The following is an 18,852-nucleotide window of genomic DNA, read 5'->3' on the forward strand; positions in this document are numbered from 1 at the left end:
AGAAGTGCTCCGCAAAGCCATGACAGAAGGCGATATTTCCTGCTCATGATGGCGCCCGCTCTTTGGGAGTGACCGGCTGTTCGGTGATGAGAAGCGCGCGGCCCTGCTGCTCGACGGTTGCCGGCACCGCGCGAATGCCGAAGTGCTTCACCAGCGTGCCGCCTTGGTCGAAGTAGAAGCGCCGCTGGCGGGCTTTCATGAGTTCGAGCGGCGCGCCCCGCACGAGGATGAGCTTGGCCTTCGTGCTGGCGTAACGACGGGTGGCCCAGGCAAGCTGTGCCGTGTCGTCGCCATCTAGGAAGACGAGCGGAGCCCGCAGTGGCACGGTATCCAGAGGATTGACCCGAGTGCCTGCGGCAATGATGACGCGGCCCTTGTCGTCGGCAATATCGCGCGGGGCGGTGATCGTCGGATCGAAGCGCCAGCTGCGCAGAGCCGAGGCTAACGCTACGCCGGCGACAGGCTCTGGTCGGTTGACCCGGGCAATTGTCCGCCGCTTCAGCTCCTCATTGAGGCGGGCGGTCTCGCCGGTCTTCTCAAGCTGGGTGAGCCTGGCATGAATCTGCTGAAGCAGGTCCGGTTCGATGACCGGCCATACCGCGCCGTGCTGGCCGTAATCGCGAGCCATTGCCTGTGGTGCGATGGCCAGCGCAAGCGCAGTGGCGCAAACGGGCAAGGTGAGCAGCCTCACAGGATCGGCCTCCCGACCCCGAGAATGCGTGGCCCACAGATCCAGCCAATCGCAGCGTAGCGGCTATCGAAACCATCCTTGTGTTCGGTGGTGACGAAGTAACAGCCTTGCGGAACGCGGCCCGTCGGTCCGAGCGCCAGCGGTTCACCGAGGCGGCTCTTCAGCTTAGCCTGCGCGACGGCCTGCCCATTGACGAAGTAGATGCGGTTTTGCTCGGTGACGAGGTCGCCCGGCACACCGCTTACACGCTTGCCGAATGGTTTCGGCTCCGCCCCGAAATGCTTGGATAACAGCGGCGAGGCAGGCGGATCGAACAGGATGATGTCGCCGCGGTGCACAGGCGCCCCCCGGGTTACCCAAACGGCCCAGTAAGGCAGGCTCGGGCTCACGTTGATCATGAGGGCATGGCCCTGCGCGAAGGCGGCAAGCGAGGAGAGCGCCAGCGCCCCGGCGCCCAGCCCGCCCCAAAGCACGAGGCGGCGCGCGAGCAGGCGCGCAGACGCCGAGCGGGTCAGGCGATCAGCGGGCTGCATCGGGAAGGGCTCCCATCCGGCGCACAACATCTGCGCGCACAGACCCGGTCAGGTCCGGCGTGCTCCCGGCCACCACGGCTTCGGCAACCAGAACCGTCCGGCCTTCGCGTCCGAGCTTCTGCACCGAGGCTTCCACGGCCTTGAGGTAGGCCTGGACGCGTTGCCTGGTCTCTTCAGGCGGCCGGCCGGCACGCGCTTCGGCTTCGATGAAGTCGCCCATGATCCGGCTCAGCTGGACCGTGACGACCTCGCGCTTTTCGAGGGTGAGCAGCTTGTCCGTCGTCCAGACACCCCACAGCACCTGACCGATCATGCCGGCGCCGACCACGACGGCGGTGAGATTGATCGATGCAAGCCGCCCGCGCAGGCCCGATGTTACCAGAATGTTCTTCACAGCTTTTCTCCCGAGAGTTCGCGGTCGAGGTCGCGGATGAAGCGCGGCATGCGCCACACGACGACGAGCGTCGCGAGACCGATCAAAACGAACTTGCACTGGCCGAGGAAGCTCACGCGCCGCGCGAGGTCGGCCGCCAGGAAGCGGTCACCGAGATTGGCGACATGGGCGAAGAAGGCATCGGGATTGCCACCCGACAACAGCAGGAAGAACAGCAGCGGCAGGCCCAGCGCCATCAGGTAGGACGAGCCGAGAAACAGGCAGCCGCGAAGCAGAATGTAGCAGCCATCGGCCACGCGCGAGCGCAATGTCCGCACCGGCGGGCTGACGGGCTGTTCGTCTTCGGACGGGTCGGTTCGGTCGAAGGGGGTCACGAGGTGGAGAGGCATGAAGATAGGAATCCTTTGGTGATGGGGTGTCAGCGGTTGGCGAAGGCGATGCGCTCGATCGCATCGGCGAGCTGGTGCCCGCGCGCGACCTCTGCATCGATGGCGGCGAAGGTCTGGGGCGAACTCGAGAAGAGCGTTGCCGAATAGTCATCGAGCACGAGCCGCCCGATCGCCTCGGTCTCCGGCCCCTTGATGAACACCTCGGAATAGTCGCTCCCGGAGCGCTTGAGGCTGCGGATCAGCGTCTCGGTGCGATCATCCATGTCGAGGCGCTTGCTCGCCTTGAAGTCGGCAATAGTCTCCGGCTTCTGCTGCAGGATCAGCATCCAGTCGCTGTTTTCGAGCGCCGCTGTAGCCCCGTCGGACTTGTAGTAGTCGTTGAGCGACTGGGTTGCGGTCGCCAGCGCACCGCCATATTTGCGGCAGGTGCGGGCGTAGGTTTCGACGAATTCACCCATCGAGCCGCCCTTCAGCATCGACCAGGCTTCATCGATCAGCAGGAGCTTGCGCAGCGACCGCGGGCTTCGCGTCATCGCCTGGCTGGTCATGAACATGATCGCGGAGAGCACCACGCTGCGCAGATCCTCACGGCTCGCGAGGTCCGACATCTCGAAGACGGTAAAGTCGGCATCGAGGTCGAGGCTTGCCTGGCCTTCGAAGAAGGCCCCGTAGGTCCCGCCCGCCATGTAGGGGGCAAGCGCAGTCGCAATGTCTGAGGCGGTGTCATGCCCAAGACTGGCCAGCATCTCGCCAACTGTGGTGACCGTCGCAGCGGCACCATGTTCCGCCCAGACGAGATTGACGGCCCGGTCGATAAGCCCGCGCTCGGTATCGGTCAGCTTCGCGCTGTGGCGAGCCATTTGCCCGACGATCGCCTTGATCATCCCGAAGCAGTCGAGACGGTAGTCTTCGTCCTCGGCCGCGCGGGTCCCATCGATCATCGAAAACGGGTTGAGGCAAAAGCCCGCTTTCATCGTGAACTCGACAAAGCGGCCGCCCTGCAGCTTGACCGAATGCTCGAAGCTGCGGCCGTCGTCGATCACGACCACCTGCGCGCCGGCGCCGCGCAGGGCCGCGCACATCTCCTGGAGCAGCACCGATTTGCCCGATCCCGACTTGCCGCAGATCGCGACATTGTGGTTGCCCGCCTCGTTCTCGAACGGCGACCAGAAGAAGGGCTGGCCGCGCCGCCCGACGAACAGCAGGTGAGGATGGGCGCTTCCAAGATACTCACCCTGCATCGGTGCGATATTGGCGGCAGTGGTCGACAGGACGGTCTTGAACCGCTTCAGCCGCTCCATGTCGGCCCCGAGCCCGTCGGCTAGCGTCAACGGCATCGCCGCGAGAAGCCCTTGGAGCTGGAGATAGCGCTCGTCGGTGAGATCCCAGCCCGCGGCCTTGTAGATCGACTTGATCGCGCGTTCGTGGCGATCGCCTTGCCCTGCCGGCGAATAGGTCGTCACACCGTAGAACACCCGCACGAGGCGGCGGCCTTCCTGGAGCTCGGCCTGAACGTGTTGCCACTCGGCGGCCTGTTCCCCGATCCGGGGCAGGAACCGCGCGCTGCGGGTCCCGGCGAGGCTGGTCGTCCGCATGAACTTGAAGCCGGCCTTTGCCGATGCCGCTTCCTGGTCCGGATAGACGAGACAGAGCATGGTGGCGGCCGGGCAGGGGAAGCGCAGCTTGTCGGTGAAAAGGTCGCCGATCAGCCGCGCGCATTCCCACGGGGCCCAACGCGATGGCATGTTGCGCACGGCAAAATGCCGGACGTCGAAGGCATCAGGATAGACCGTCCCGATCTCGGGTACTCCGTCGTTGACCTTGCCGGTGGGACGAAAGCGCTCGGTCACGAGCCGCATGCGGTCTTCGGCCACGACCAGTTCGATGTCGTGGCGGATCGCCTGGGAGGCGATTGGATCGTTCGGATTGTAAGGCACCGCATCGTCCTGCGGGGCGGTGGTGGGCGAGGTCAGATCATCGATGACAGCGATGAGCGCTTCCGGCCCGACTTCGACCACGCCGAGGTTGAGCGACTTCAGCATCGCCATCAGGCCCTCGCGGGTCTGCTTGAGATCCTCGTTGCTGACCGACTTGGACGTCGGCACGCCGACCGAGACGATGACCTGGTGATGCCGCGCGTGGAAGGGGGCGTCCGGCGAGCCGGATTCCCAAACGAGCGAATAGAGCCGCCGCGCCCGGTGCCGGGCAATCGCCTCGTAGACGCCGCCCTGGATGTATCGTGGGGCGAACCACGGGGCGATGATCCTGCTGATGCGCGGGCTTGCAAGGTGGAGTACCTGAAGGCAGGCGCCTGCTGGCAGGCCTTCCGAGAAGAACTGTCCCAGGATTTCCCCGGTGCGCTCATCAGCGCCGATGAGCGGCGTGACCGAGAGGACAAAGCCCTTGGAGCGTGCGTTGAAATAGAGCCGGGTTGCCGGATCATAGACCCGGTAGGGGAGCCAGTCGGAGAGCATGTCGACCATGAGCTGCGGACGGGCCTTCTCGGCGTGCTCGGCATCCCCCAGCAGTCCGCTGAGCAACCGATCGACGACGGACTTGAGTTGCTCGGCCATCACTTGGGCTCCTTGGGCTGCGAGGTGCTGTCGGTCGGCAGAGCGCCGTTCCGGATTGCTGGGCGGATTGCGGCCTTTGCGGCTTCAATCGCCGCCGCGCTCGGGAACACCGGAGCGCTCTGCCCCGCCTCAGGCCGAGGGGCTCGATCACGCGGGGGAGGCGACGTGTCGAACCCCTCGACCGCCGGTGCCTTGGCACCGGCAACGGCCTCGCGCGCCGTGGAGGGGAGGACCAGCGGCGAGGCATCCGAAGTTTCAGTGAGCAAATTGGGGGCTTCTGCGGCCAGGGGCTGGACGGCCCTGGTTTCGGCAGTGACGGCAGACGAGAAGGGCGACAGGTCGTCAGAGGCGTCCGTGTGTCCGTCCGCGCCAGCTTGTGATGCGACTGCCTGAGCAGCCTTCAGTTGCCGACGCACCTGGCGCATCAGGGATCCGCCCTGATCCTCGCCCGCCTTGCGGCGCAGCTCGGTGGCCCAGCGCGGATTTTCGACAACCGTCCAGGCGACCGCTTCGTCGTGCAGTGTACCAGCTTCATCGACATGGGCGGGGAAGACGACGCGCAAGGTGCGTTCCGCCGTGCGGGCAGTGTCGGCATCCACGACGCCAGACCTCTGCTGCACGTCTGATTGCGTGAGCACTTCAGCTGACCGATTACCGGTTGTCTTGGCATCGATCACATGGGTCGGTGCGCAGCCGCCCTTCGGAGCGCGGCAGGTGAAATCGCCCTCGACGTTGGTGCCGAACGTGGCGCAGCCACTGGCGAAGCCGGCCAGACAGGCGCAGACAAGAAGACGTGTTGGAAACCGCATGGGTTTATCCTTTCGGAGCAGGAATAGGGGCAGCACGCAGGAATTCCCGGAGCACGGCGGCAGGCCGGAAGCCCTCGAGAACAGCGCCATCGGCGGGGCGCACGATCACAGGCGTGCCGCCAAAGCCGTGTGCACGGGCGAAGGCCTCGTTGGCATCGAGCCCGCTCGTGTCGCAGGGTTTGGGATTGGCGAGCGCCAGACCCGAATAGGCCATGCGAAGCGCCAGCTCAGGCCGCGGCGAGCACAGCACCCTTTCAGAATCGCGCCGGCTTTCGGCCCCGAAGATCGAGATCGGCCGTTCTTCGACCCGCGCTCCGATCGCCGTCAGTTCTGCCTCAAGCTTCTTGCAGTAGCCGCAGTGGAAATCGGAGAAGACAACGACGCGCGGACCATTGGCAGGTCCCCAGGTGATCGCGCCTTTGGCCGGCAGTTCTCCGAGGGGAACATGGCGCGGCGGGGTGTTCCGGGCTGACGCTGCGGCTGCGCTCGGGCCGCCTTCCGCTTGTGTTTCAGGATTGCTTCGCCGCGCTGCCCCCGCTGCCAACAGGTCCGGATTTAGGGCAAGCAATCGGGCAGCCGTCAGATCCTGACGGGCTTCCATGTCGTAGACCCGGCCGATCACCAGATACTTTGCGGCCCGGTCGACGTAGAAGAGCGTCGACTTGGACGCGACCTCGCACAGGCCGCCAAGGCCTTTGCAGTTGATCGCGTCGATCGGCGTCTTGGGCAGGCGCAGCTTGAGCGCCTCTCGAACCTTCGCCGTGTCAGGAGCGGCAGCAGGGGCAGCAAGGCTTGCCACACCCCATCCCGTCGCGGCTGACACGGCGATGATCGCTGCCAGTCCGGCCGCCGGGCGCAACCAGCGGCGCCGACGATTGACCTGCTCGAGGAGAGTATTTTCGATCATTGGGAGTTCCTCACGTAGACGCCGTCGAGGAACACGATCTCGACATCGATGCCGGTCGGCATCTCGACGACGGGTTGGTACTGTTCGGCGCGCTCGATCAGGTATTTGCTGACCGTGTCGGCAGCATCGGCGGCGCCCTGGCCAAGCCCGCCGCCGAGGATGTCGCCGGCAGACAGCTTGGAGCGGCTGCCGTCGGGGTTGGTCGTGACACCCGAAAAGACGCTGTTGGCGTTGGCAGAGAAGCCGCGCCCGAAGCCGCCGACAATTCCGGCGAGTAGCGCCTGGCTGACGAGGCTGCCTTCGCGGCTTACGACGCGGCCGCGGACCCCGGACTTGCCGGCGAAGCTGATGAAGCCTTTGACCTCACTCACCGCGACCCGGCCGCCGGGCTGATCGCAGGTCATGCGGGCGAGTTTCACATAGACCTTCTCGCTGCTGAGATCGCCGCGCGCTGCGCCGTTCACCACGCAGCCCTGGATCCGGGTGGTGAGAACCTTCCCGTTCTGAATGACCGACCGGGCAGGCCCTGTGATCCTGAGGACCACGGGCAGCGGATCGGTCTGGCTGACGACGCCTGCCGAGGCATCGACGCCGACAATTACCCGTGCCGAAGCGTAGGAGTTGGGGGGCAGGTAATCCGGCGAATCCTCGACGACGACCGGCGGCGCGTCGGGGCGACCCACCCGGAGACCGCTGCTCCCTGCCTTGTCAGAGCTGAAGCTCATCAGCTTCACCTCGCCAGGCGACGAGATCATGCCGCCCTGCGGATCACCCCCTGTGGGCGCAGCTCCTGGCTGGGACGAACGGGCTCGCGCGTCGTAGCCGCCTGCCTGCGGCCCATAGGCCGGAGGCGGTACAACGGGAGCCGTCGTTGCGGGCTGCGCGGCAAGCCGGGTCTTGAGCTCGGCGTTCTCTGCGGAGATGGCATCGATCGCGGCCTGTCCATCGACCCGCATGGCCTGGTTTTCGGCCTTGAGAGCCGCCAGCTGAGCTTCAATCTCCGTCCGCGGGATGCTCCCATCCTTCAGCGCCTTCTGTTCGCGGGTGACTGCATCGAGCCGGTTGCCATAGGTCGCGACGAATTCGCGCTGGGACAGATCGCGGTTGACGAGGCCTGCCGTGTCGATCGTCTGCGCCGCATTGGGATCGCCGATCTTGGGCTTGTCATCGCCGCCAAGAATGAACCAGCTACCCCCAAGGAGTGCGAGTGCTCCCAGCGATCCCAGCAGCAGCTTCTGACGGCGCGCGGTGCGGGCGTTGAGTCCGGAAAGTTCGGACGGCGCGGCGCTCTCGGCCTGCAGAGGGGCCGTGCTTGGCGCATTGGCTGCATCAGTCATTACCCGTCTCCCCGCTCGCGCCGATAACAAAAGCCGTGGTGCTGGCCCCGGGTTCGAGCTTCGGTTCGGCGATCGAAAGCGCGAGCGTGTCGCGGGGTGCGAGATCGCGCTCGGCGAGCGTCACGGGTTTCGATCCGCGATTGTGGATGCGGACGACCTTCCCGGTGAGGCTGGCACCGCGATAATCGGCGATGAGCTGGATCTCGAGATCGCCGACCCGTGCAGGAATGGCCGCCCTTTGCCGGACCTCAAAGCCGTCGACAGTCCGGTCATTGGCCATCGCCTGGATGAGCCTGACGGCGCTTGTTTCGAGCGGCGTCTGGTTTTCCCAATCCGCGGCGCGGTTCTTCGCGATCGCCGGGTTGGTCACGAAGATTTGCGCCGCCGGGATCTGCTCGACCCGGCACGCGATCTTGTACACAAAGCCCTTCTTGGTGGTGGCGAAGAAGCTGATGGACCGTGCCGCGTAAGTTTCCGGCACCGACACATAAATGTCGCCGCGCACCGGCTCGTTGGTCACCGCAAAGTCGTTGTAGGGCGTGCCGGTCGAAATCTTCGAGACGCTGGCAAACTGGTCGTCGACCAGCGCAAAGCGGGTCAGTTCCCGCGCCGAAACGCTGCATTCGAGTCCAGCGCCATCTGCGGCCTGTTTGAATTGGTCGGCCGCATGGGCGGGGGTGGTTGCTACGGCGAGCAGCGCTGCCGCGCTCAGAAGTGAGACCCGTGCTTGGGCCCCTGATTGGTAAGCCATCACTGGGCCTCCTTCGATTTGTCCTGTGGGGGGAGCTGGGCGAAGCCAGCCAGCGCCAGGCGCAGGCCGCGGTAAGTCCAGCTGAAGCGGAAGCGGCGCTCGTCACTCGCAATCACCTGCGCGCCGACAAACGTCTTGAGCGTGCCCGTAACATCCGAGGTGAGGCGCTTGGGATCGACAGTCATCGACCGGATCACGAAAGCCTGAGTGACGTCCGATCCCCGTTGCTCTTCGACTATCCGCACCAGCTCGGCCTTGAGGCGGCCATAGCTTGCGGGATCAGCAAGCTTCAGGATCTCGTTCATCCAGTAATCGAGACCCTCGGGGCTGCGATTGAGCAGAACAAGGGCCGCATCGCGGGTGACGAGCTCGAGATAATCGGCCTCGACCCCGGTACTGCTCACGGTGAGCGTTTTGGGGACGGTCGGAACCAGCACCACTTCGCGGTCCCGGGTAGCGGCAAGGCTCCCGGCGATGACCAATGCGAGGCCAAGGCCGGCGCTGGTCAGCGCAAAGAGGTTTCGCTGGCGCAGCAGCGATTGCTGACGTTCGTGGGATATGTCGGAAAACATGGGCTTCCCCTCAACCGGCAAGCAGTCGGCAGTGAGAAGGCGGCGTTGCCTTGAGACCCAGAAATCCTGCAGGCAGATACCAGTATGCGGCATGGGCTACCCAGGAGCTGGCGCGTCCTGCTTTTGCCTTTCGCAATGCGAACCAGGCGCCGAAGGCGACTATGATGCCGATAAAGATATGCTGGGTGAGGATCCCCCAGGTGAAGGGGGCTAGCATTCCCGCGAACTCGTCGATGGTCCAGAAGCCGATAAGCTCCGGGTCATCGAGACGCCGGGGAATGATGTAAGGGTCTGCCATGGCGACGCCGCCTTCCCGTCCGACCGTTCAGATGACCGCGGTCACGACCGAGGTGACGATCGGAACACCGGTGCCGACGCCGATGCCGACACCCACCGGAACGGCGACCTGGCCGAGCGAAAAGCGCCCGGACGCCAGACCGATCAGGCCGCCAGCGAGGCTGAGAACCGTGATGATCTTGCCGCCGGAGCCTTCCAGAAAGTCGGTGAACTTGGTGAGGGCAGGGGTGAAGGTCGTATCAGCGCCAGCATAGGCGGCGCTCGCCGCAAGCGCCGCGACTGCGACCGGGATGGCAATGCTGAGGGCACTGCCAAGTTTCTTTGGGCCGAGACCCGTGGCGCTGGCGCGCCGGGGGAGGGTGAGAGACTGCATGTGAAGCTCCGGTTGGAGGGGTTGTCACAGCGTTCTTGCGTTCGCTGTGTGTTCCACATGCATCTAGGAAATGTTTGTAGGAAAGTGTCGAGCGGGAATCCCGCCTGGATGTGGAAGGATGCGGACGCATCTTTCGCAGACCGACGCTCCAAACCAGCGATAACGACGCTAAACCAGATATTTTATGTCGGTAGATACCGTCGCAACTGACGGGATTCGACGACGACTCGGGTAGAGGAACGGAGTCGCCTCTAAACGAGATGTTCCGCGTCTGTTCTTTTTAATTTCCTACATGGGATGCTTCGCGTTATGCCTGTGAGTCGCACCAGTGCAGAAGCTAGGAGACAACCATGTACCATCCAACCGCTGCCGCCAGACCAGCCAATGAAAGCCTGGCCCGCGTTCTTGCCCATGCGATCGAAGCCGCCGGCAAACCCCGCCACAGGATTGCCAATGAATGCGGCATGCATCGCGAGACCCTGCTTCGCCTTGCGCGCGGCGAGCGGCCTATCGGGCTCGACGAAGCAGCACGCGTGCTCTCCGCCTGTGGAGCGCACCCCCGCGCATCGATGATTCTCGCGCTCGCCGGGCAGGAAGATCTCGCTTGCGAGTGGATGCATGGCGAGATGGGCGAATTTCTCGAAGAGTTCTTCACCAGCCTGCCCCTTCATCTGCAGCGGACGTTGGGACGCCGGATTGAGGATCTGCGGCCGCGGTGGGCTAACGGCACCTCACAGCTCGTGGCGCGAATGCTGGCTAAGCACATCGATGATTTTGTGGGCCGCGACATCGCAATGTCGCTGTCCCGGTAAATCCTTGAGTTCGGAGGGGACCGAACCTTGCGAATGAGACCAGCAATGCCGCATGCAACACAAGATGAAACGCAGACGCCTCAACCGCCCGAAGTATTGCCGCCGGCAAGGCTTTTACGCCTGCCGGAGGTTATCGCCCGCGTCGGACTACGCCGCTCCGCGATCTACCAGCGTATGAGCGAAGGGCGCTTCCCAAGGTCGCGATCGCTCGGCCCCAAATGCGCAGTTTGGGTTGAGGCAGAAATTGACGAGTGGATCCGCGCTGTATCGCGAATTCCAAACTGATGACGCAATGATCTATTCGGTTAGGATTCCTCGCGCTAAGCTGTGCCAATGGTTTACCGTTACCCCCTTGGCAATTCTCTCCATCCCGAAGCCCTGAAGGAGAAGCAGCGCTCATTGCGCGAGGGCTTTCAAACGCCCTTAGCACTTCGCGTTCACCGGGCCCTATCATGGCTTCGGCGTGCGGAAGCAGAGGATCAAGACCATGACGTCCGCTTCATCCTTCTCTGGATCGGATTCAACGCGGCCTATGCCGGTGATGTCGAGGCGTCAGCCAGCAGCTCTGCACCGGAAGGCGAACGCGGCCTGTTTCAGGCATTCTTCTCAACCTTGGTGAAGTTCGATGCGCGCCACCGTGTCTACGATGCTGTTTGGCAGCGCTTCAGCCAGGAAATCCGGCTGCTGCTTGACAATCGCTATGTCTATCACCCGTTCTGGCAGCACCAGAACGGGGCGGCTGGCCATGCGGATTGGGAGCAGAAACTCGACCGGAGCCGAACTGCGATCAACCATGCCTTGCGCGAACATGACACCGCGCGGATCCTTTCGATCCTCTTCGATCGGCTATACGTTCTGCGAAACCAGCTGGTACATGGCGGCGCAACCTGGAACAGCGACGTCAATCGCGATCAAGTCAGGGATGGCGCATCAATCCTGGGTTGCCTGCTGCCAATCTTTATCGATCTGATGATGGATAACCCGGAACAAGCGTGGCCGATGCCGAACTATCCGGTGGTCGACTGACTTTAATCGTTCCAGCTCGGTTTCATGCTGCTTCGTCCAACCGCTCTGGTCGTCGGTGTAGCGCAGTATCCGAGTGGATGTGAAACCCCATCATGCCCCTCGCATGGTCGCCGCGGGCTTCGATCTCGTCACGCAGCCAGCGCACCAGGACAACAGGATCTCGTTCCGCGAGCAGATTTGCGCGGTGCGCAACGACGGCAAAGTCGCCGGGGGTTTGGCCGTGGTGGATGGGCCACTTCAAAGGCCAGTCGAGCCCGAACCTGGCTTTGAAAAGCTGGCTGGCCTGAGCAGGAGTCATGGCATTGAACGCGGCGCGGATCGTGAAGCGGCGCTGTGTCGCCGGATCGAGATTACCAGCCAGATTGGTCGTAGCGACGAAGGGAGTGCGGAGGTGTTCGAGCTGCACCAGCATCTCGTTGACCTGGCTGACCTCCCAGCTCCTCTGACCGGCTTCGCGGCGATACAGGAAGCTATCGACCTCGTCGATCAACAGCAGTGCGCCGCGCTCGGCCGCCCTGGCAAAGGCTTCGGCGATGTTCTGTTCGGTCTCACCTACATAGGGGCTCATGAGGTCCGAGCACCGCCGCTCTTCGATCTCCAACCCCATGACCTCGGCAAGATGCCTTGCAAAGGCGGACTTGCCAGTACCTGAAGGCCCGGACAGCAACAGGCTCCAACCGCGGTTGGGGGCAGCGGCCAACCGCTCTGCAAGACGAGACAAGTCCGTGTCCGCACGCGACAGATTGGGGTCGTAGACTGAACAACCGGACGCTTCCGGCGTGCAGGACTGTCCCAGAACGCGCATTACGCTATGGATCGCAGTCTTCGCGACATCTGCCCCGCCATTGGCAAGATGGGCAGCCTTCATACCTGCAGCCACCACGGCAGGGGGCGCTTTCAGGCAAGCGATATCGCGCAGTTCAGCATTGCTGAGGTCAACCGATGCAGCTTCAGCGGACCTTTTGGCTACTCGCTCTCGGACAGCCAAGCGCGGGCGATCGAAGCCGATCGCAAGGGTCATGCGTCGCAAGACGGCGGGATCCAACCGCGAACGCTGGTTGACGATCCAGATCGTGGAAACCTGCGGTGCTTCGACGAGACGGTTAATCCACTGCTTTGAACTCCCTTTGCGCTCGCTCAGCATCAGGACATCGTCGGCTTCATCGACGACGATAACCCTGTCCCGATGATGACGGCACATCGCCCGCAAGATCATCAGATGATCGAGGCGCTCGGAGCGATCGGGCTCGTTGCCGAAATCGTCGCTTAGACCGGCAAAGATCGCGCCGCTTCCTGCCTCAGTTGCAAGGGTGCGCGCGAACTCGGTCTTGCCAGTTCCGGGTTCCCCGAACAGCAAGATGCTGACTGGTTCCTTGCTCGAGAGGACTTTGAGAGCGATGCTCCGCAACGGATCGAGGTGCTCGAAATCGTCCCACAGCAATCCCCCTTGCTCCGGTTCAGGCATGAGCCAGCGCAGCATCTCGTCCCGGGTCTCCGCATGGACCCGAATAAGGCGCCTGAGCAGGGGGCTCAGGCTATATTCCCCATCGCGGTCGTCATGAAGAAGGCGAGAGGAGAACAGCGGTGCACCAGGCACCAGTTTCCGTTCGACGGTGTTGCCGGCGAGGCCAGAAAGTTGCGCGACAGCGCTCGGGGTCAGGTTGCTGCAAGAGATGGGGGCCCGGCGCACGAGCTCTCGCCAGCACTCAAATTTCCCCCAGCGGGCAAAGACGGTGAGGATGGTAACCTCAGCGGAATCGAGGCCGAACAGTTCGCCAACCCATGCAAACACGCTGTCCAACTGGGTTGGCGCGGCGCTCTTCGCCGCCAGTTGCCGAGCCACTGCCCGTAGTTCGGCCACGGTAGGCATTTCCCGATTGGTGAGTTTGCGCAACGCAGCCACGGGCACCTCACGGTCTATAAGGTCGATCAGATCTTCGCCGCACCGCTTCACCTGATTGACGCTCAAGGCCTGCAGAACCCGCGCAGCAGCGTGCGCGAAATGCGCCGCTTCACCCTGGTCGCTTTGCCCGAATTCCGCCTGTGCTGCCTTTTGACGTGCCATGTTGTGCGCAATCTCCCTGAGTTCCGGTTCCATGTGGAGCCTTAGAACACAGGAGTACGACAAATATGGTCGCATAAATCGGCAGCTGCGCTTGATGCGACTTGCGCTTGCACGACAGGTAGTTACCAGTGGTTCTAATGACCAAGCGCCTCAGTAATCTCGATCGTACACTCAAACTCGTGCATGCGTTGACGCAAAGCATCGAAGGCTTGTCACTCGATGAAATGGCCGCATTGCTTGGCGTGAACCGCCGAACAGTTGAGCGTTTGCGCAACGTCATACTCATTCATTTCGACCTGGATGAAACGGTCGATGGGCGCATCAAGCGCTTCAGGATCAAGGATAGCCCGGGCCGGGCCTATGCGAGGCCAAGCGCTGCCGAAGTCGCCTCGCTCCAAGCCGTCGTCGAAGCCGGACGGATCGAGGGCACAGCTAACACCGAAGCGCTTGAGAAGCTGCTTTCGAAGATCAAGATCGCCTTCGATAGCGCCGAGCGGCGCCGGCTCGACAATGACCTCGATCTGCTCACCCGGTTGCAGCGGTCCCGCGTTGCGGCAGGGCCAGCCGTCATCGCTTCGCCCGAGGACCTGACAACGATCCAGTCAGCAATTCTCGCCGCCCATTGTGTGGATTTCGATTATCAGCCCGATTGGTCTTCTGCGCCCGCTTGGCGACGGGTCGTTCCGTACGGCCTGATCCATGGCCCCATCACCTATCTGCTCGGCAAGATGCCTGACCGGGATGATCCCCCGTTCACCTTTCGGCTCGATCGCATGAGCAACGTGCGAGATAGCGGGATTATCGGCTGCCCGCCGGAGGATTGGGACCTCGATGCCTGGATGTCCCGCAGCTTCGGCATCTGGCAAGAGGAAGACCACGATATTGTGCTGCGGGTCCTCCCACATGCGGTCGAGCGCGCGCGGGCATGGCGGTTTCACCCGAATCAGCAATTCGAAGATGATGGCGAGGAACTGCTGGTGCGGTTTCGATCTGGAGGGCTCTTTGAGCTCGCCAATCACCTGTTCGGCTGGGCAGGCGACCTGGTTATCGAAGGACCAGCGTCATTGACGGACATGATGGAGCAGCGGCTCACTGCGGCTCAGGAAATGTTGCGACCGAAATTGTCGTAGTTGATGGGCAGAGAACGTGCAGGGCGTGGTGTGACAGTCGTCGGGGGATGAATTTGAATGTTTGAGAACTGCCATCTGCGGATCGGCGACGCACCATTTACGAGCTGCATGCCGCTAAGTCCGCAGCTCCTGGCAAGCCTCTACGCCTTGCCTCATTGTGGCGAGATGCCCCTGCGCGAGGTTCTTGAAACTCAGGGTGAGGATGTCCCCTGGGCGCAAAGCTTTGCAGTCGCCCCCGAACAGACCGCCACGGCTGTTGCCGCAATGCTGCGCCATCTGATGATGGCCACCAGCGACCTCGAGCCTGGATCCATTGTGACCGAGGCCTTGCCGTCTGGCGGGCGGGCGCGCACCCATATCGAGGCGCTGCGGGATATTTGGCTTGGTAATCCAGCCATTGTGCCGTCCGAACTGGCGATTTTGAAGGCATTCCTTGCCTGTGAGGCAGGCGATGCGTTGCAGTCGCTGCACGTGATTTGGGATCGGAATAGCACCCAGCTGACTTCTCTCGAGCGCGCTGTGCTCGAGCATCTCGAAAGTCACCACGGCAAGCCGGACGAAGACGACCTTGATTACGTCCGGTTGATCTCGGCCCCCAAGACGTGCCGAGCGCCTGACTCGGTCCTCGCCGGTCACGCCCAAAGACATCTGCTCGATCCGTCTGCGCCAACCGTGTCCATAGACGGAAGCCTCGCTGTTCTCTCTGTCCGGGACGCACTCACGGAATGCGAAGCGGCCGCCGCTATCATCCAGCGCTGCCTTTCCGAGGATCGAACTCTGTCCGCGAGCGAGATCGGCATCATCCTGCCGTCGGGTCCGGAGTATACGCATTATCTGTCCGAAGCCTTTGCGAAGGCCGGTCTTACCGCATCATCGCTCCCTGCTGCACCGGATCGCAGAAATATCGGGGGTGAAGCGCTCCTACATTTCCTGCAGTGCAGGCGGCGGCCCGCGCCCGCCATGGCGCTCGCCTCGCTATACTGTTCCCCCGTTCTGTGCTGGTCCCCGGACGTGGGAACGGCCTTGGCCAATGCCGTCATGGCCGGCGATTTTCAGCCGATGTTGGTGCATGACTTGAGGGGAAAGCAGGCTGCGCTGTTCTCGCTTATTCGGTCAGCATCACCTGCGACGAACGGTCAGCTCAAGGAGCAAATCCGTTCCTTTCAGAGACTGCTCAATGATGACGAACTGCTTGCTCCCGATGTAGCTGAGGCGAAACAGCTGGCTTCGCGCCTTGTGGCCGCTCTCGGCAATGCCAATGATGCCGCCGAAGCGGAACTGGAAAAGGCCATTCAATTTGCCGCCGCATACCAGGCACCGCCTTGCCCACGCGGACCCTATTACCTGGGCGGTATCTCGGTCATGTTGGCGCATGAAATGCCCAAGCGGCAGTTTCGCAAGCTTCTCGTCCTCGGCTTCAACGACGGTGCATATCCGCCCCCGCCTTCGGGGAATCCGTTTTTCCTCGACAGCGAGGTTGAGGCGATTTCGAGCGCGATCGGATTGCAGCTCCCGTCCCAGGCCAAGCAGCTCGATGCGGCGCTCGACCTTTTTTCGCGTCAGATTGGCTCTGCAAGTGACCAGGTCATCTTCCTCCTGTCAGAGCGCGATCGCGGCGGCAGCTTTCTCTCCGCTTCGTCAAGCTTGCCACTCATCTCCCGGCTCATCACAGGCATGGATGATCCGGAATCTTTGGTCGTGCCGCTCACGCACAGTGAAGGTACGATCTGGGACAGGCTGGTGGCCTGGATGCCCCGGCCAGTGGTCGAACCCTTGCAGCCCCTCGAAGTGCAAGCGCACTATGAGTTCGATCTCGATCTCCTGAGCCTGCGCAAGAAGGATGATGGCACCCCGAGAGCGCAGAGCCCGAGCCGACTCGAAAAGCTCCTCATCAGCCCGCTGGCCTGGGTCTTGGCCGAGCTCGGCGCCGAGCACGTTTCGTGGCAGCCGGAAGCGCTTGACGTCATGCTGCGTGGCTCTCTCGCCCACGAGGTGTTCGAACGCCTGTTCCCGCCGGGCAAGGATCATCCGTCCGACGAAGTGATCGAAGAAAAGGTGCCTGAGCTTCTGCTGGAACGCATTCGTGCGATTGCACCGTTCCTGCAGACGTCGGCTTGGGCTGTCGAACGCAATACGCTGGAGGCGGAGATCACCAAGTCTGCCAAGCACTGGTCGATGGTACTGAAATCCCTCGACGCCGAGATCGTGGGCAACGAATTCTGGCTCACCGGGACCCTGTTTGACCATCCCGTGCATGGCAAAGCAGATTGCCTGCTTCGCCTTCCCGATGGTCAGCCGATCGTCGTCGATTATAAGAAGAGCAGCTCCGGAACCCGGAGACAGCGCCTGCAGAAGGGCTGGGACCTGCAGGTCGATCTCTATCGGCGCATGACCGTTCGGATCGATGAGCGCAGCCACGAAGCTGTCGTTCGCATTGGCGAGACTTTGAACGGCTGGTCCAAGCAGCCTGCGGTTGCCTATCACACACTCAACGACGGCAACGTCCTCCTCAATGGGATCGAGGTGTTCGACAGCACTGATGTCGAACTCGTCGCCGGCGATATTGCCGCGAATGCACTTGCGCTGATTTCAGCTCGGTTCGAGGCCCTAAAGGCTGGCCGACTGGAAACAAACACCACGGCCGATGCCAAATTCTTTCAGAAGGCAGCAGCCCTTGGCACCTACGCCTTGGAAGACAGCCCACTGATCACCGCCTTCATGCGCAACGACACCGCTCCCTCTGTAACCCTTCCGGACGGTCAAGATGACTGAACTTTCGATTGTACCCGCAGGGGCAGGGGCGGGCAAAACCCACCATATCCAGGAAACGCTGACCCAGTGGGTCCGGGACGGCAAGGTGCGGCCCGAGAAGATCCTGGCAGTTACCTTTACCGAAGCCGCCGCGGGAGAATTGCGGCAGCGGATCCGGGGGGCTCTGATTGCGGACAGCAATCTCGCAGCAGCGCTGGCTGTCGAGCGAGCCTATGTCTCAACCATCCATGGGCTGGGACGCCGATTGCTGATCGAGCATGCCTTCGCATCGGGTTCATCCCCGCAGCAGCGCCTGATCGCCGAAGACGAGCAGGACTTGCTGATCCGTCGCTCGATCGAAGAAAATCCTGCGTTGAGCGAGCTTTCCCGAAACCTCGCCGCCCTTGGCTATCAAGGGAGCTTCTCTTCGGACGAAACTGCAGAGGACAGCTTCCGCAAGAAGTTGCTCGGCGTCATCGCCTTGCTGCGAACGCTCGGTCCGCGAGGCAGCGATCCGGCGATGGCCAACTTTGTCGAGACATCCATCCGGACCGGATACGGTGCACCGATCGGGAAACCCGAGACTTTGGCTGCAGCGTTGAAGAAGGCTGTCGATTCCTTGCTTCAAGCCTTTCCTCGCTCCCTCGCTGACGAGGCTGTTAGTGCCGCCGCCAAGACCGCCTTCCGAGAGAACTTCCGCGCTCTGAAGCAGGCTCAGCAGCTGCTCGCCTCCAGTGGTAAAGACTGGCGGTTGTGGCAAAAGCTGCGTGGCCTCCGTCTGTCGATGCGCGGCAGTCCGACCCCTGACGGCTATGACGATCTTGCAACTGCGGTCATGCTGGCAGCTGACAACCTGGTTTCTCATCCCGGACCGCTTGAGGATGCGGTTTCGCATGCGCGCGCTCTGGTCGAAGGCGCACAGTCGGCGATGACGGACTACGAGACTCGCAAGCGTGAGCTCGGTGTCATCGACTTTAGCGATATGGTGACCAACGCCGCACAGATCCTTGACGAAAAGCCCGCTGTGCTTGGTGCCATCATGGAAGAGGTCGACTGCGTCATTGTCGACGAGTTTCAGGACACCAACCCGATCCAGTTCACCTTCCTGTGGGCACTGGCGCGCAAGGCCAAACGCGCATTGATCGTCGGCGACACCAAGCAGGCGATCATGGGCTTCCAGGGCGCGGATCCACGACTGACTGTCGCCCTTACGCAGCAATTTGAAACCAGCCCGCTCGACCGGAACTGGCGATCTGATCCGCGCATCATGGATTTCGTGAACGCGCTAGGTCCGTGCCTATTCGGAGAGGATTATACGGCGCTTGCTGCGCAGAACGCCTCCGGGCACGACACTGCTCTGGAAGTCATCGAGCTGGCCAGCAAACGCGGTGCCCGCTCCGGCGGAAAGCCCCAGCATTTCATCGCTGATCGTCTCCTGTCTC

19 protein-coding genes are annotated in these 18,852 nt (G+C 62.6%); 6 read left to right on the forward strand and 13 right to left on the reverse strand.

Translation table 11 applies throughout. From position 1 onward, the window contains the following. Nucleotides 1-43 precede the first annotated feature (43 nt). Genes traW through NSE01_RS18515 form a run of 12 tightly spaced genes read right to left on the reverse strand, consistent with a single transcriptional unit; the run spans nt 44 to nt 9,626 of the window. On the reverse strand, nt 44-691 hold the full coding sequence (gene traW, locus NSE01_RS18460; RefSeq protein WP_218033305.1) for a type-F conjugative transfer system protein TraW: 648 nt from the start codon (nt 689-691) through the stop codon (nt 44-46). Then, nucleotides 688-1,224, reverse strand: a complete 537-nt coding sequence (locus NSE01_RS18465; protein WP_147161140.1) for a S26 family signal peptidase — start codon at nt 1,222-1,224, stop codon at nt 688-690. Before NSE01_RS18465 ends, traW begins: the two co-directional genes overlap by 4 nt. Then, on the reverse strand, nt 1,211-1,618 hold the full coding sequence (locus tag NSE01_RS18470; protein WP_147161141.1) for a type-F conjugative transfer system protein TrbI: 408 nt from the start codon (nt 1,616-1,618) through the stop codon (nt 1,211-1,213). The genes NSE01_RS18465 and NSE01_RS18470 overlap by 14 nt, the downstream gene beginning before the upstream one ends. Then, nucleotides 1,615-2,007: a hypothetical protein gene (locus NSE01_RS18475; RefSeq protein ID WP_147161142.1), complete on the reverse strand. Its 393-nt coding sequence runs from the start codon at nt 2,005-2,007 to the stop codon at nt 1,615-1,617. The genes NSE01_RS18470 and NSE01_RS18475 overlap by 4 nt, the downstream gene beginning before the upstream one ends. A gap of 29 nt (nt 2,008-2,036) precedes the next feature. Next, nucleotides 2,037-4,580, reverse strand: coding sequence for a type IV secretion system protein TraC (gene traC / locus NSE01_RS18480; RefSeq protein ID WP_147161143.1), 2,544 nt, complete (start codon nt 4,578-4,580; stop codon nt 2,037-2,039). Next, nucleotides 4,580-5,389: a TraV family lipoprotein gene (locus NSE01_RS18485; protein WP_147161144.1), complete on the reverse strand. Its 810-nt coding sequence runs from the start codon at nt 5,387-5,389 to the stop codon at nt 4,580-4,582. Before NSE01_RS18485 ends, traC begins: the two co-directional genes overlap by 1 nt. A 4-nt stretch (nt 5,390-5,393) precedes the next feature. Next, a complete protein-coding gene (locus NSE01_RS18490; RefSeq protein WP_147161145.1) occupies nt 5,394-6,296 on the reverse strand; it encodes a DsbC family protein in 903 nt (300 codons plus the stop codon). Then, a complete protein-coding gene (locus tag NSE01_RS18495) occupies nt 6,293-7,633 on the reverse strand; it encodes a TrbI/VirB10 family protein (RefSeq protein ID WP_147161146.1) in 1,341 nt (446 codons plus the stop codon). The genes NSE01_RS18490 and NSE01_RS18495 overlap by 4 nt, the downstream gene beginning before the upstream one ends. Beyond that, nucleotides 7,626-8,384 (reverse strand): type-F conjugative transfer system secretin TraK, encoded by a 759-nt coding sequence (locus NSE01_RS18500; RefSeq protein WP_147161147.1) that lies wholly within the window; start codon nt 8,382-8,384, stop codon nt 7,626-7,628. The genes NSE01_RS18495 and NSE01_RS18500 overlap by 8 nt, the downstream gene beginning before the upstream one ends. Further along, entirely contained in the window at nt 8,384-8,956 is a 573-nt protein-coding gene (locus NSE01_RS18505; protein WP_147161148.1) for a type IV conjugative transfer system protein TraE, read from the reverse strand. The genes NSE01_RS18500 and NSE01_RS18505 overlap by 1 nt, the downstream gene beginning before the upstream one ends. A 10-nt stretch (nt 8,957-8,966) precedes the next feature. Continuing rightward, the gene (gene traL / locus NSE01_RS18510; RefSeq protein WP_020819170.1) at nt 8,967-9,254 is read right to left on the reverse strand and encodes a type IV conjugative transfer system protein TraL; all 288 of its coding nucleotides are present in this window, start codon (nt 9,252-9,254) and stop codon (nt 8,967-8,969) included. Nucleotides 9,255-9,281: 27 nt separating this feature from the next. Then, nucleotides 9,282-9,626, reverse strand: a complete 345-nt coding sequence (locus NSE01_RS18515; RefSeq protein WP_147161149.1) for a hypothetical protein — start codon at nt 9,624-9,626, stop codon at nt 9,282-9,284. Between the two features lie 350 nt (nt 9,627-9,976). Here NSE01_RS18515 and NSE01_RS18520 point away from each other — a divergent pair, with 350 nt between their 5' ends. From NSE01_RS18520 to NSE01_RS18530, 3 genes are read left to right on the forward strand one after another with little or no spacing between them, the layout of a single operon-like run. After that, on the forward strand, nt 9,977-10,438 hold the full coding sequence (locus NSE01_RS18520) for a transcriptional regulator (RefSeq protein WP_124809554.1): 462 nt from the start codon (nt 9,977-9,979) through the stop codon (nt 10,436-10,438). A gap of 45 nt (nt 10,439-10,483) precedes the next feature. Continuing rightward, the gene (locus NSE01_RS18525; RefSeq protein WP_202393053.1) at nt 10,484-10,723 is read left to right on the forward strand and encodes an AlpA family transcriptional regulator; all 240 of its coding nucleotides are present in this window, start codon (nt 10,484-10,486) and stop codon (nt 10,721-10,723) included. Nucleotides 10,724-10,771: 48 nt separating this feature from the next. Beyond that, on the forward strand, nt 10,772-11,464 hold the full coding sequence (locus NSE01_RS18530) for a HEPN domain-containing protein (RefSeq protein ID WP_147161150.1): 693 nt from the start codon (nt 10,772-10,774) through the stop codon (nt 11,462-11,464). Between the two features lie 22 nt (nt 11,465-11,486). Here NSE01_RS18530 and NSE01_RS18535 read toward each other — a convergent pair whose 3' ends face one another. Beyond that, a complete protein-coding gene (locus NSE01_RS18535) occupies nt 11,487-13,562 on the reverse strand; it encodes an AAA family ATPase (RefSeq protein WP_170233903.1) in 2,076 nt (691 codons plus the stop codon). A gap of 104 nt (nt 13,563-13,666) precedes the next feature. On the opposite strand from NSE01_RS18535, the gene NSE01_RS18540 reads away from it, so the two are divergent. From NSE01_RS18540 to NSE01_RS18550, 3 genes are all read left to right on the forward strand, one after another. Next, a complete protein-coding gene (locus NSE01_RS18540; RefSeq protein WP_147161152.1) occupies nt 13,667-14,659 on the forward strand; it encodes a helix-turn-helix transcriptional regulator in 993 nt (330 codons plus the stop codon). A 57-nt stretch (nt 14,660-14,716) separates the two neighbouring features. Beyond that, entirely contained in the window at nt 14,717-17,431 is a 2,715-nt protein-coding gene (locus tag NSE01_RS18545; RefSeq protein ID WP_147161153.1) for a PD-(D/E)XK nuclease family protein, read from the forward strand. After that, the coding region (locus NSE01_RS18550; protein WP_147161154.1) for a UvrD-helicase domain-containing protein at nt 17,424-18,852 on the forward strand (1,429 nt) is incomplete at its 3' end. The genes NSE01_RS18545 and NSE01_RS18550, both read left to right, overlap by 8 nt.

The organism is Novosphingobium sediminis (genome assembly GCF_007991615.1).
GTDB lineage: Bacteria > Pseudomonadota > Alphaproteobacteria > Sphingomonadales > Sphingomonadaceae > Novosphingobium > Novosphingobium sediminis.

What these genes read in the sequence shown, in the direction of transcription:
- NSE01_RS18525 (WP_202393053.1), top strand. Translation starts at nt 10,484, where the DNA reads ATGCCGCATGCAACACAAGATGAAACGCAGACGCCTCAACCGCCCGAA.
- NSE01_RS18485 (WP_147161144.1), bottom strand. Translation starts at nt 5,389, where the DNA reads ATGCGGTTTCCAACACGTCTTCTTGTCTGCGCCTGTCTGGCCGGCTTC.
- NSE01_RS18530 (WP_147161150.1), top strand. Translation starts at nt 10,772, where the DNA reads ATGGTTTACCGTTACCCCCTTGGCAATTCTCTCCATCCCGAAGCCCTG.
- NSE01_RS18465 (WP_147161140.1), bottom strand. Translation starts at nt 1,224, where the DNA reads ATGCAGCCCGCTGATCGCCTGACCCGCTCGGCGTCTGCGCGCCTGCTC.
- NSE01_RS18475 (WP_147161142.1), bottom strand. Translation starts at nt 2,007, where the DNA reads ATGCCTCTCCACCTCGTGACCCCCTTCGACCGAACCGACCCGTCCGAA.
- NSE01_RS18490 (WP_147161145.1), bottom strand. Translation starts at nt 6,296, where the DNA reads ATGATCGAAAATACTCTCCTCGAGCAGGTCAATCGTCGGCGCCGCTGG.
- NSE01_RS18540 (WP_147161152.1), top strand. Translation starts at nt 13,667, where the DNA reads ATGACCAAGCGCCTCAGTAATCTCGATCGTACACTCAAACTCGTGCAT.
- NSE01_RS18535 (WP_170233903.1), bottom strand. Translation starts at nt 13,562, where the DNA reads ATGGAACCGGAACTCAGGGAGATTGCGCACAACATGGCACGTCAAAAG.
- NSE01_RS18515 (WP_147161149.1), bottom strand. Translation starts at nt 9,626, where the DNA reads ATGCAGTCTCTCACCCTCCCCCGGCGCGCCAGCGCCACGGGTCTCGGC.
- NSE01_RS18500 (WP_147161147.1), bottom strand. Translation starts at nt 8,384, where the DNA reads ATGGCTTACCAATCAGGGGCCCAAGCACGGGTCTCACTTCTGAGCGCG.
- NSE01_RS18520 (WP_124809554.1), top strand. Translation starts at nt 9,977, where the DNA reads ATGTACCATCCAACCGCTGCCGCCAGACCAGCCAATGAAAGCCTGGCC.
- traL (WP_020819170.1), bottom strand. Translation starts at nt 9,254, where the DNA reads ATGGCAGACCCTTACATCATTCCCCGGCGTCTCGATGACCCGGAGCTT.
- NSE01_RS18495 (WP_147161146.1), bottom strand. Translation starts at nt 7,633, where the DNA reads ATGACTGATGCAGCCAATGCGCCAAGCACGGCCCCTCTGCAGGCCGAG.
- NSE01_RS18505 (WP_147161148.1), bottom strand. Translation starts at nt 8,956, where the DNA reads ATGTTTTCCGACATATCCCACGAACGTCAGCAATCGCTGCTGCGCCAG.
- NSE01_RS18545 (WP_147161153.1), top strand. Translation starts at nt 14,717, where the DNA reads ATGTTTGAGAACTGCCATCTGCGGATCGGCGACGCACCATTTACGAGC.
- traC (WP_147161143.1), bottom strand. Translation starts at nt 4,580, where the DNA reads ATGGCCGAGCAACTCAAGTCCGTCGTCGATCGGTTGCTCAGCGGACTG.